This is a genomic window from Kribbella hippodromi (assembly GCF_039531045.1).
GTDB lineage: Bacteria > Actinomycetota > Actinomycetes > Propionibacteriales > Kribbellaceae > Kribbella > Kribbella hippodromi.
The window spans coordinates 87,264-99,645 of sequence record NZ_BAAAPH010000029.1; the positions used below are offsets into that span (position 1 = coordinate 87,264).

10 protein-coding genes are annotated in these 12,382 nt (G+C 68.1%); 9 read left to right on the plus strand and 1 reads right to left on the minus strand.

From position 1 onward, the window contains the following. Positions 1–48: 48 nt before the first annotated feature. The 6 genes from ABD260_RS33225 (at position 49) to ABD260_RS33250 (ending at position 7,067) form a co-directional block, all read left to right on the plus strand. Positions 49–1,197 carry an L-histidine N(alpha)-methyltransferase gene (locus ABD260_RS33225; RefSeq protein WP_344240125.1) on the plus strand — a complete coding sequence of 383 codons (1,149 nt, stop codon included), beginning with the start codon at positions 49–51 and terminating at the stop codon, positions 1,195–1,197. Continuing rightward, a complete protein-coding gene (locus ABD260_RS33230; protein ID WP_344240127.1) occupies positions 1,194–1,787 on the plus strand; it encodes a hypothetical protein in 594 nt (197 codons plus the stop codon). Before ABD260_RS33225 ends, ABD260_RS33230 begins: the two co-directional genes overlap by 4 nt. Positions 1,788–1,914: 127 nt before the next feature. After that, positions 1,915–3,948, plus strand: coding sequence for a hypothetical protein (locus tag ABD260_RS33235; protein ID WP_344240129.1), 2,034 nt, complete (start codon positions 1,915–1,917; stop codon positions 3,946–3,948). A gap of 91 nt (positions 3,949–4,039) precedes the next feature. After that, positions 4,040–5,305 (plus strand): extracellular solute-binding protein, encoded by a 1,266-nt coding sequence (locus tag ABD260_RS33240; RefSeq protein WP_344240131.1) that lies wholly within the window; start codon positions 4,040–4,042, stop codon positions 5,303–5,305. Next, positions 5,302–6,195, plus strand: a complete 894-nt coding sequence (locus ABD260_RS33245; RefSeq protein ID WP_344240133.1) for a carbohydrate ABC transporter permease — start codon at positions 5,302–5,304, stop codon at positions 6,193–6,195. Before ABD260_RS33240 ends, ABD260_RS33245 begins: the two co-directional genes overlap by 4 nt. Next, positions 6,195–7,067 (plus strand): carbohydrate ABC transporter permease, encoded by an 873-nt coding sequence (locus ABD260_RS33250; protein WP_344240135.1) that lies wholly within the window; start codon positions 6,195–6,197, stop codon positions 7,065–7,067. The genes ABD260_RS33245 and ABD260_RS33250 overlap by 1 nt, the downstream gene beginning before the upstream one ends. Here ABD260_RS33250 and ABD260_RS33255 read toward each other — a convergent pair. Beyond that, on the minus strand, positions 7,057–8,028 hold the full coding sequence (locus ABD260_RS33255; RefSeq protein WP_344240137.1) for an LLM class flavin-dependent oxidoreductase: 972 nt from the start codon (positions 8,026–8,028) through the stop codon (positions 7,057–7,059). The genes ABD260_RS33250 and ABD260_RS33255 overlap by 11 nt on opposite strands. A 94-nt stretch (positions 8,029–8,122) precedes the next feature. On the opposite strand from ABD260_RS33255, the gene ABD260_RS33260 reads away from it, so the two are divergent. The 3 genes from ABD260_RS33260 (at position 8,123) to ABD260_RS33270 (ending at position 12,062) form a co-directional block, all read left to right on the plus strand. Beyond that, complete coding sequence (locus tag ABD260_RS33260; RefSeq protein ID WP_344240139.1) at positions 8,123–9,253, plus strand: mandelate racemase/muconate lactonizing enzyme family protein; 1,131 nt, start codon at positions 8,123–8,125, stop codon at positions 9,251–9,253. A gap of 9 nt (positions 9,254–9,262) precedes the next feature. Further along, a complete protein-coding gene (locus ABD260_RS33265) occupies positions 9,263–10,300 on the plus strand; it encodes a dihydrodipicolinate synthase family protein (RefSeq protein WP_344240141.1) in 1,038 nt (345 codons plus the stop codon). A 529-nt stretch (positions 10,301–10,829) separates the two neighbouring features. Continuing rightward, entirely contained in the window at positions 10,830–12,062 is a 1,233-nt protein-coding gene (locus tag ABD260_RS33270; protein ID WP_344240143.1) for a hypothetical protein, read from the plus strand. Positions 12,063–12,382 lie beyond the last annotated feature (320 nt).

Genomic DNA, 12,382 nt, shown 5'->3' on the forward strand with positions numbered 1-12,382 from the left:
GGCCGGTTACCGGTAATCTGACGGCTCATCTGCGTGAGGGGTTGAGCCGTGACAGAGCCGGTACCGGTGATCCGTAAGCTCGAGCATGCGCTGGCCGACGACGACTTCGCCTGGTCGCTGCTGCTGGTCGGCGAGGATCAGACCGACAAGCTCGTCACCCTGACCAGCGATCTGCGCGGGCCGTTCTCGACGTCCGGCGACGGCAAGCAGATCACCTCCGGTTTCTCGTACTGGGGGATCGGCCCGACGATCGCCTGGGCGAACGCGACGAACGACCCGTTCTACCTGGTGATGAAGGCCGGCGCCGAGTCGTTCGTCCGGCACTGGCGGAAGATCCGCCCGCACGTCGAGAAGCGCGGCTTCCACCTGGTCAGCCTCGGCGTCGGGACCGGCGTCAAGGACCGGACCCTGCTCTCCGACCTGCGCCGGCACAACCCGGACCTCTACTACCTCCCGGTCGACATGAGCTCCGAGATGCTCCGGATCGGCATCATGGAGCCGATCCGGGCCGGCTTCCCGCGCTCCCAGGTGCTGCCGGTCCAGCTGGACTTCTCGATCGCCGACAACATGGACGAGCTGGGCGAGATGCTGGCCCGGCTGGTCGGCGACGAGCCGTTGCTGTACACGCTGACCGGCAACACGCTCGCCAACTTCGACAACGACGAGGAACTGCTCGGCACGTTGACGCGCGTCCTGCGCCCGCAGGACCGGTTGCTGCTGGAGGTCGCCAGTACGACCCGGCTCGACCAGGAGGCCGCCGACGCGGCCGCCGACGAGTACCACCAGACCAGGGCGTTCGCGGAGTTCGTCACCAGCACGCTGCGGTACAACACGGATCTGAAGATCAGCAACGACCTGGTCAAGTTCGTCGGCGAGGTCGAGGACGACGACGCGCTGCTGGTGAAGATCCTCTGGCAGAACGACACCGGCGAAGAGGTCCGGATGGAGCTGCCGGACCACACCGAGGTGGTGCTCCCGGTCGGCGACACGATCCGGCTGTACACGACGCGCAAGTACTCGGCCGATCGGCTGAAGCGGCTCACCGAGGCGTGCAAGCTGACGCCGGTCGAGGCGATCCAGTCCCAGTTCCGCTACACCCGCCGCCCGAACCCGTTCGGTCTGGAGCTGCTGCTGCTCGCACCGGAGGCGTCCGGCGAGGAGGCGCACACCCTCGCCGACGACATCTGGTCGACGTGACCCGGCGGACGATCTCGACCTGGGTCGCGTACCGGCGGACCGTGGTCAGCGTGGTCACGTACGGCCTGCTCGGGCTGGCCTTCGTGCTCGGCGTGATCTGGTTCCTGTTCCCGGGCAACTCCCGCTGGGAGCCCGCGGTCAACTCCCTCACCCTGGTCGCCGGCCTGACCGGCATCTTCGTCGAACGGCTGACCACCGAAGCAGAGCGGCGTACGGAGGTACTGCGCGCTGTCGCCGACGAACTGCACGAGAACACCCGCCTGATCAGCGACCCGCGGTTCTCGCCGGAAGCACCGGGCACCCGTCAGGTGTACCCGCGGCTGGTGGTTTCGGCGGTCGACCTGGCGCTGGTGTCCGGCGCGCTCGGGCTGCACCGCGACGCCGAGCTGGTCGGGATGCTGCACCGCTGGCGGGACACCGTGCACCTGTTCAACCGGCGGCTCGACCTGACCGAGATCAGCACCTTCTCGAACACCATCACCGCGGCCGAACTGGCGGCCTTCCACCGGGCCCTGCACCGCGAGGACAGCTACTTCGCCGAGACCCGGAAGATGCTGAAGAACCTGCTGGCCAAGCTGCCCGCGGCTTAACGGCCGAGGCCGAAACCAGGGCTTCCGCTGCCAGTAGTGGCAAATTCCGCCGAGCCGTTGACTTGGCCTCGCCGCGAGCGTTTCACTTTCGGACAGGACCGTAAATACGGCACCCCGGAGGCATCGCATGCGATCAGTCCGCTCGCTCATCGCGGTGGCACTCGCCGCCGTTCTCGTCAGCACCCTGGCCACTCCGGCCGGCGCGACCGCCCAACCATCGACCGCCAAACCCCCGACCGCCAGCGTCGTCTCGCTCGGCGTACCGCTCTCCGACGTGCTCCTGATCGGCGGCACGGTCGCACCCGGACCGAACGGCAAGACCGCGATCTGGAACGTGTCCACCGGCAGCCCGGCGTACCTGAACGCCATCGACCCGGCCACCGGCGACAGCCTGCTGTCGGCGGCGCTGCCCGGCGCGGACGGCAGCTATGCGGTCGCGGCCGCACCGGACGGCACGATCTACGCCGGCACCTACAACAACGGCCACCTGTACCGGCTCCGCCCCGGCGCGACCACCGCGGAAGACCTGGGCCGGCCGCTGCCGACCGAGACATTCATCCTGCGGATCACCGTCGACGAACAGGGCAACGTGTACGGCGGCACGTACCCGCACGGCAAGGTGTTCCGGTACGACCATCAGACCGGCGCGATCCGCGACTACGGCACGATCAAAGCCGGTCAGGGCTACGTGAAGAGCATCGACTACGCGGACGGCAAGCTGTACGCGGGGTCTCAGCCCGACGCGTACATCTCCGAGGTCGACGTGAACACCGGCGCGGTCACCCAGCTGCCGCCACCACCCGGGCTCGGCGACCCGAAGGACCAGGTCGTGTACGACCTGAACGCCCGCGGCGGCCGCGTGTACGTCCGGGTCAGCACCGCCTTCCCCGGCCCGTTGTACGTGTGGGACATCGCGTCCCGGACCTGGGTGGACGAGATCCCGAACGCGCACGGCCTGGACATCTCGCCGATCGGCGCGGACGGTTCGCTGTATCTGATCCAGAGCAGTGAGCTGAAGAAGTACGACCCGGCGACCAAGACCCTGACCGGTACCGGACTGACGTTCACCGGCCGGATCCAGAACGCCCGCTCGATCGGGTACGCCGACCTGAACTTGCCCGACTACCCCGGCACCAGCGTGGTCGGCACGCTCTGGCGCGGCGAGGAGTTCCGCTACAACCCGCAGACCGGCAAGTCCGAGATCTTCCAGACGAAGGTCCGGCGGGAGCCGATCGAGATCCTGTCGGTGGCCGGCGGCAAGAACAACATCTACGCCGGCGGTTTCCTGAACGGCGGCATCTCGGTGGTCAACCCGGTCACCGGTGCGGCCACTTTCAACCGGTTCTCGCAGGTCGAGGCGCTGCTGGAGGGCTCGGCCGGCAACGTCTGGGTCGGCGCGTACCCGGAGGCGCGGCTCTATTCGTACGACCCGTCCCAGCCGTGGAGCAGTCCGGAGTACTCACCCGGCCCGCCGGGCACCCCGGACAACCCCACCAAACTGCTGAATCTCAAGCCGGACCTGTACCAGACCCGCGCCCGCGCCCTGGTCGAGGTGAACGGCAAGATCGCCGTCGGCACCATCCCGGACGGCGATCGGCTGGGCGGCGCACTGGTCATCTACGACCCGAAGACCGGCAGCACCGAGAAGTACCGGAACGTGGTCCAGGACGAGTCCGTGTACGGCCTGACCGCCCGCTGCGGCATCGTGTACGGCGGAACGTCGATCGCCGGTGGCCTGACCACCACCCCACCGACCCGGGAGGCGGGCACAGTGTTCGCGTGGGACGTGACCGGGAAGAAGAAGCTGTGGGAGACCGTGCCGGTACCAGGCGCGGCTACCGTCTCGTCGGTGACGATCGGGCCGGACGGGCTGCTCTGGGGTGTGGCCGGCAAGACCGTGTTCGCGCTCGCGCCGGACTCCGGCAAGCTGAAGAAGTCCTTCACGCTCGGCACCACCACCTCCAGCGGCGACATCGTCGCGACCTCGGAAGCGGTGTACGTGAGCATCGACCTGAACAAGATCTACCGGATCGCGCCGGGAAAGAAGGCGGTTCCCACCGTGTTCGTCGCGCATCCGCACCGGCGGCTCGGCGTCCGGGGCGACCACCAGCTGCTGATGACCAGCGGTTCCGAGCTGTTCCGAGTTGATATCAGCCGTTGACAGCCGAAATTCACCCCGGCTACTTTCGGTCCTGACCGTTATTAGGTCGACAACCTTCCGGCCCTGCTTCCGGACCCACCCTGGGGGTGCGATGAAATCCACCGTCCGCCGCATCGCGGCACCACTCACGGCGCTCGTTCTCGCCGCCGCGCTCAGTTCCTGCGGCGGTGGCGACTCCGGCTCGTCGAGCGCGAAGAAGAGCGTCACGCTCTGGATGTACCCGGTGATCGCCGACCAGGCGACCAGCGACACGTACTGGAAGAAGGTCGAGACCGACTTCGAGGCGGCCAACTCCGGGATCGACCTGAAGATCGAGATGCAGCCGTGGGCGAACCGCGAGGAGAAGCTCGCCGCCGCCTTCTCGGGCAAGAAGGGCCCGGACGTGCTGCTGATGATCCCGGACCAGATCCCGCAGTACGTGAAGAGCGGCTCGCTGGCGCCGGTCGACGACGTGGTCGAGCCGGAGAAGGACAAGTTCCTGCCGGCCGCGGTCCCCGGCCTGACCGTCGACGGCAAGATCTACGGCGCACCGATCTACCACACGGTCACCACGACCATGTACAACAAGACGATCCTGACCAAGGCCGGGATCAGCAAGCCGCCGGAGACCTGGGACGAGATCAAGGCGGCCGCGCCGAAGGTCAAGGCCGCCGGGTTCTCCATGCTGGACTACGCGGCCTCACCGGAGGCCACGCTGAACCTGAGCTTCTACCCGCTGCTCTGGCAGGCCGGCGGCAAGGTGTTCGCCGACGACGGCAAGAGCGTCACCTTCAACCAGGCGCCCGGCCTGGAGGCGCTGACCTTCCTGAAGGGCCTGTGGGACGAGGGCGCGATCTCCAAGACCGCGCTCGGCAGCGTGAACACGGTCGCCGACTCGGCCCTCGGCAAGGGGCAGGTCGCGATGGCGTACACCAGCGTGCCGTCCGACGCCGCCACGGTCGCGAAGACCTGGGGCGCCGGCAACGTCGAGATCGGGGCACCACTGACCGGCAAAAAGCAGGTCGGGTACGGCATCCCGGGCGGCCTGGTCATGAACGCCGCAAGCAGTAACACCGATGCGGCGAAGAAGTTCCTGACGTTCATGATCCAGCCGGCCCAGCTGGACGCGCTGAGCAAGGCCTCCGGGTACTACTCGCCGCGGAAGGACGCCACGTACGCGTCGACCGACCCGAACGCGGCGAAGTTCAAGGACGCGCTGCAGTACGCCGTACCGGGTGAGGCGAACCCGTCCGCCCGGCAGATCATGTCCTTCCTGAGCACGGAGATCCAGGCGGTGCTGACCGGTAAGAAGCAGCCGCAGCAGGGCCTGGACGACGCCGCCAAGCAGGCCAACGACCTCCTGTCGAGACAACGTTGACCTCCGTCCTCTCGCGGGCGAGCCGGCGTGGACCGCGCCGGCGGCCTTGGGTCGGCCTGCTGTTCGTCGCCCCGATGCTGGTGCTGTTCCTGTTGTTCCGGTTCCTGCCGGCCATCGGCGCGCTGCTGCTGTCGCTGACCGACTACCGGATCAGCGGCACCTGGGATTTCATTGCCTTTGACAACTACACGCGGTTGTTGTCGGACGGTGTGTTCCACGAGGCGTTGCTGGTCACGGTCACATACACGGTGATGTTCGTACCGCTGACGGTGCTGCTGTCCCTCGGTACGGCGGTGCTGCTGCATCAGGTGGTGTGGAAGCGCGGGTTCTTCCGGGGCGTGTTCTTCCTGCCGTACGTGACCAGCATCGTGCTCGCCGCGGTGATCTGGAAGTGGATCTACGACGCGCAGGACGGCTTGCTGAACACGCTGATCGGGCTCGTGCACCTCGGGCCGGTCGACTTCCTGAACCAGTCGAACACGGTGCTTCCGTCGATCGCGGTGACGTCGGCGTGGAAGGGCTTCGGGTACTCGATGCTGATCCTGCTGGCCGGACTCCAGGCGGTACCGAAGTCGTACCTGGAAGCCGCGATGATCGACGGCGCGGGGACGTGGCAGCGGTTCAGGTACGTGACGCTGCCGCAGCTCCGGCCGGTGCTGTTCTTCGTGCTGGTGATCGAGACGATCGGTGCGTTCCAGGTGTTCGACGCGATGTACGTGATGACCGGTGGCGGACCGGTGCGATCGAGCTACTCGCTCGTGTACTTCCTGTACGACAGCGGGTTCAAGTACTTCGACTTCGGTTATGCCAGTGCGATCGGCTTGGTGCTGTTCCTGATCGTGCTGATCGTCTCGCTCGTACAGCGCCGGCTCGTCGGGAGGGACGACTGATGGTGAACGTACTCGAACGCCCTCCGGTGCGCGAAGTGTCCGAATCGCGTGCGGCCGGGAAGCGTGGGCCGGCGCGGTTGACGATGCCGACCCTGCTGATCCTGACCGCGATCGTCACCGTCGTACCGTTCGCGGCGATGGTGCTGGTCGCCTTTGCGCCGCCGAGCGGGAAGACCTTTCCCGGGGCGCTGAACCCGGCGAACTTCACCATGGAGAACTTCCGGAACGTGCTCTCCAGCTCGGACATCCCGCGCTGGACGGTGAACTCGCTGCTGTACTCGCTGGTGTCCGTGGTGTGCGTGCTGCTGTTCGCGTCGATGGCCGGGTACGCGTTCGCGAAGAAGCGCTTCCCGGGGCGGGAAATCATGTTCTGGGCGTTTCTGGCGACTTTGATGGTGCCGTTCCAGGCGACGCTGATCCCGTCGTACATCCTGGTCTCGAAGCTGGACTGGGTGGACAGCTACTGGGGACTGATCGTGCCTACGCTGGCCAACTCGCAGGCCGTGTTCTTGATGCGGCAGTTCATCTTGCAGCTGCCGGACGAGTTGTTCGAGGCCGCGGAGATCGACGGGGCTTCCGAGTGGCGGATCTTCACGACGATCGTGGTGCCGTTGATCCGGCCGGTGCTGGCCACGCTCGGGATCTTCGTGTTCCTTTGGCACTGGAACGATTTCCTGTGGCCGTTGGTGATTGGGCAGTCCGGCGAGATGCAGACGCTGACCGTCGGGCTGGCCACGCTGCAGACTCAGTCCGTGCCGATCAATCAGGTGATGGCTGGGGCGACCATTACCGTCGTCCCCAGCCTGCTGGTGTTCGGGTTGCTGCAGCGTTACCTGACGGACTCGATCGCGATGTCCGGTCTCAAGGCTTGAGGAGTTCTCCGTAGGCCTCGATCGACTTCAGCGCTTCTGCCTGCGGCATGCCCGGCGGCTGGATGCGGAGGATGATGCCGTCTGCGCCCATTTCCTCGTAATGGGCCAGGCGGTCCGCACATTCGGCGCTGGAGCCGATCACGCTGCGGTTGACGATGTCGTCCCAGCCTTGGGTGTAGCGGGCGGCGTCGGTGGACGTACGCTTCCAGCCGGTGTACGCGTCGTACAGGTCGCGGAGCGGTTCTTCCAGGGCTTGGCGGGCTGCCTGAGACGTGTCGGCGCAGTAGCCTTCGCGGCAGAGGATGACCTCCTGGCCGAGCGATTCGGCGCCTTGCGGGTACGACAGGTACTCGGCGATCTTGTCCGGCAGATCCGCGTCCAGTTCGTTGAAAGATGTGGTCCAGCCGTCGCACATCCTGGCCGTACGCTCCAGCACGGCTGACACCCGGCCGCCGTTCCAGAGGCGCGGGCGTGGGGACTGGACGGGGCGCGGCGACAGGTACGCGTCCTTGATGCTGGTGAACTTTCCGTCGTACGTGACCTCGTCGGACGTCCACAGCCGGGTCAGGATCTCCAGGCCCTCCTCGAAGCGCGCGACCCGCTCGGACTGCGTCACGCCGTACAGGGCGAACTCCTCCGGGCGGTACCCGAGGACGAACCCGGCGGTCAGCCGGCCGCCGGACAGTACGTCGATGTGCGCCAGCGTCTCCGCGAGCACGACCGGGTCGTACAGCGGTGTGACGATGCCCGCGGTGGCGATGCCGATCCGGGACGTGTGCGCCGCCAGCCAGGTCATCGAGGTGAGGATCTCGTGGTAGCCGGGGCGGTGCAGGTGCCGTTCGCCGAGGACCACCCACTCGAAACCGGCCTGCTCGGCCAGCCGCGCCTGCTCGACCGCGTCCGCGAGTTGCGGGCGCTCGCCGGGGGTGCCGTAGAGGTTCAGATAGAGACCCAGCCGCATCGGGGTGCCACCTTCCGTTGACAGAGAGCGCTCAGGGTATTTACGGTCTTGACCGTAAATGCTTTGCGCCCAGATTGCGACCCTAGGAGCCGGAATGAGTCTTGCAGCAGAACCGGCGGGGTTGCCGGCCGGGGGAACTCTCGCTTCGGGGGTGGCGCCGATCAGTGCGGTGCGGACGCGGGTGGTGAGCGCGCGGTACCGGCGGCCGTTCCGGATCAGCAGCGGGGTCAGTACCGAGCTGATCAGCCTGGTGGTCGAGGTGCACACCGCGGACGGCGTGGTCGGAATCGGCGAGACGTCACCGATGACCGCGTACACGGGCGAGACGCTGTCCGGGGTCACGGCCGCGATCGAGGAGCACCTCGCGCCGGCGCTGATCGGCCGCGATCCGCTCGACCGGGCGGGTGCGCACCAGGTCATGGACGCCGTACTGCGCGGTCAGCAGGTGGCCAAATCCGGACTCGACATCGCGCTGTACGACCTCGCCGGGCGGCTGAGCGGCTGGCCCGTGCACGCGATCCTCGGCGGCAGCGTCCGCGACCGGGTGCAGACCACGTGGGTGGTCGGGCTCGGCACACTCGATGAGATGGCGGCGGAAGCGGCCGAGTACGCCGATCGCGGTTTCCGGCACCTGAAGGTGAAGGGCGGGCACGACCCGGCCAAGGACCTCGAGCTGATCCGCGCCGTCCGCGCCGCGATCCCGGCCGACGCCGAGCTGTGCCTGGACGCCAACGAGGGATACGACGCCACCACCGCGCTGCCGTACCTGGCCAAGATGAGCGCGGCCGGGCTCACCCTGCTGGAGCAGCCGCTCCCCCGCTGGGACCTGGCCGGCCTGGTACGGCTGCGGGACCGGCTCGACGTCCGGCTGATGGTCGACGAGAGCATGCACTCGCTGCACGACGCGCTGGAGATCGCGCGCCGCGGCGCCGCCGACGTCCTGAACATCAAGATCCTCAAGGTCGGCGGGCTGCACCGGGCCTTGCAGATCGCCAACGTGGCCGAGGCCGCCGGGCTCGCGGTGAAGGTAGGCTCGATGCCGGAGCTGGGCGTGGCGACGCTGGCCGCCGTACACCTTGCCGCCGCCGTGCCGGGCGCGACCGTCGCCGCCGACCTGGTCGGACCGCTGATGGTCGACCAGGACCCGCTCGCCGCGACCGTGTTCGCGGACTGCGACGGCTGGATCGACGTACCGAACCGGCCCGGCCTCGGGCACGACGTCTGAGAGGTGATCATGCACCCACTGGTTACGCGACTACGAGGCACCGTACTGCCGGCCGTGGTGACGCCGATGTCCGCTGACGGGGTGGTCGCCTATGACGACCTCGCGGCGTACGCCCAGTCACTGGTGAACCCTTCGGTCGGCGGGGTGGCGGTGTGGGCGCATACCGGGCGCGGGCTGTACTTGTCGCAGGCGGACCGGGCGAAGGTACTGGAAACCTGGCGCCAGGCAACCGACTTGCCGATCGTGGCGGGGGTCGGCGTACCAAAGTCACCGGCGACGGGGTCTGCGTCGGGCGGGGGGACGTCGAGCCTGGCGACCTCTGGCGTGGGGGCGGCCGGTGGGGTGTCGGCGGCTGGGGTGTCGGGGGCTTTGGCGTTGCGGGAGGCGGTGGATGCGACGGTGGAGATGGCCGTGGCTGCCGCGGCCGGTGGGGCCGATGCGGTGATGGTGTATCCGCTGGCGGCCCTCAACGAGCTGCCGGACGGGCACGCGCAGGCGATCGCGCTGCACGAGCGAGTCGCGGCCGAGAGCGGACTGCCGCTGGTCGGTTTCTACCTGCACGGCGAGGCCGGCGGATACCCGTACTCCCCCGAGCTGATCCGGGACCTGCTCGCGCTCGACGCGATGCTCGGCGTGAAGACAGCGACGCTCGACCGCGCAATCGGCTGCCAGGACGCGATCTGGGCCGGCCGCGACACCGGAAAACTCCTGATCACCGGCGAGGACCGCATGTACGGCCCGTCCTTCATGTGGGGCGCCGACACCGCACTGGTCGGAATCGCCTCAGCCCAGGTCGAACTGTCAGCCGCCGTCCTCCGCGCCTGGACCGCCGGCGACCACGCCGAGTTCCTCGCGGCCTCCGACCGACTCGACCGCTTCGCCGCGGCAACCTTCTACGCCCCCATCGAGGGCTACGTCCAACGCATGCTCTGGGCCGCCGAGTGGGAGGGCCTGATCCCCCCATCCTCAGCCCACGACCCGTACGGCCCCAACCTCCCACCGGCCGAACGAGACCAAGTCATCCACTGCCTGGAACAACTGCACTAGCCAAGGGCCGGGATGGGCGTTCCCCTCACTCCAGCACACCACTGGGTGACCGCCTGCGACTCATCTTCCGGCGCCCGCCGCCACCTCGCCGCAGCGAGTGCGGTGCGAGTGCACTGCGCACTGCGCGGATGGTCGTAGGTCGGATGATTCGGGGGGGGTGCGGGGGTGCAGAACCGAGTTGCTGGTGGATGGGTTGGCGTGGGCCGTGGGTGGAGCGCTCCCTCCACGCTCCACCGCACTGGCGCCGATCTGACCCCGCCGCGGGACTGGCGGCAATTGTGGTCTTGACCGAAACTAGGAGAGCAGCGCCGGAACGTCAAGATCTCGCCGGTCACTGCGCTATTCTGCGAGTTGAGGGCCAGGCCAGAAGTCGCCGGAGGACAGCCGTGAGGATCTGCTCAGTTCTGGACAGACGCACGAGCGTCGCGAGCCTGGACGGATGCGCGAGTGTCGCGACTCTGGACGGATGCGGGCGTGTCGCGGGTGTGCGGCTCGGTTGGCGGTCGCTGATGACCAGCACGGTGGACTGATGGCGCTTTCGGTCGGCGTGGTCGGGCCGGAGGACCTCGTTCAGCGGGTGACCGCGGTCGGCGCACCCAGCGGTACGACACTGGTCCCCCTCCCGTACCGGCACGAAACCGAGGCGATCGGCCTGGTCCAGCAGGCCCACTCCGACGTCGACGCATTCCTCTTCACGGGCGTCGTCCCGTACACGATCGCCACCGAAGCCGGCGCCATCGACCGCCCGGCGATGTACGTCTCGTACGACGGCGCGACCCTCCTGCGCGCCCTGGTCGAACTGCTGCGCCTCGGCCACAACGTCACCCAGTTCTCGATCGACACGCTCCGGCGCTCCGAAGTACTGGAAACGCTGATCGAAGCGAAACTCCCGACCGACCGCATTCACGTACTCCCGTACCGCCCCGGCCTGACGTCAGACGACATCGTCGAGTTCCACCGCACCGCCCGCGAGAAGCACGGCGCACTGGTCGCGATCAGCTGCCTCGGCTCCGCATTCCACCTGATCGAAAACGAGATGCCGTCCGTACGCCTGGCCCCGTCCCGCTACTCGATCCGCTCCACCCTGCAGGCCCTGATCCTCACCACCACCGGCCAGCACGTCGGCGACGCCCAAGTAGCCCTCGGCGTCATCGACCTGCCGGAACCCGACGACGCCCTCGCCGCCGACCTGATCACCCTCGGCGGCAGCCTCGCCGCCCTCCCCGACGGCCGCCACCTGGTAGTCACCACCCGCGGCCTCCTGGAACAGGCCACCGAACAGTTCACCCGGATGCCACTCCTGGACCACCTCGCCGCCCGGCACAGCACCGCGTACGTAGGCTTCGGCGTAGGCCGCACCGCCGCCGAAGCCGAAGCCCTGGCCCGCCGCGCCGCCGCCCGAGCCACCTCCATCGGCACCGTCGCCGGCGTCGTATCGATGTCCGACGACGTAGAAATCGTCATCGAACCCACCGGCGACCACCCCACCACCCCCCGCACTCCCCGCGCCCCCGAGAGCCTCCCCCTCCTAGCCCGCCGAGTAGGCCTCAACACCCAAACCCTCGCCCGCATGCGCGAACTAACCGCCACCCTCCCCGACGGCCTGACCACCCAAGACGTAGCCGACCACCTAGCCGTCCAACTCCGCACCGCCCGCCGAGTCCTGAAACGCCTGGAACGAGCCGGCCTAGCCGCCCCCACCGGCACCCAACAACACGGCCGAACCGGCCGCCCACCCACCATCTACCTAATCCACCTATAACCCACCCCACCAACAACCACTCACGACCCCGCACCGCCGCCGCACCGCCGCCGCACCGCCGCCGCACCGCCGCCACACCTCACCACCGCCGCCTGCCCTCACGACCGCCTGCCTCACAACCCCCTGGCCTCGTCACCCCTGCCCTCACAACCCCCTACCCCCTGCCCTCGTCACCCCCTGCCCTCACCACCGCCACCACCCTCATCACCACTGCCTCCGTCATCACTAGCACGCCTCGCCCTGCCCCCGTTACCTTTTTTGTGGCCCCGCGGTGCGGGGTTCTGGTCGCTGGGTTCGGTATGACTTACTGCCCCTGTCGT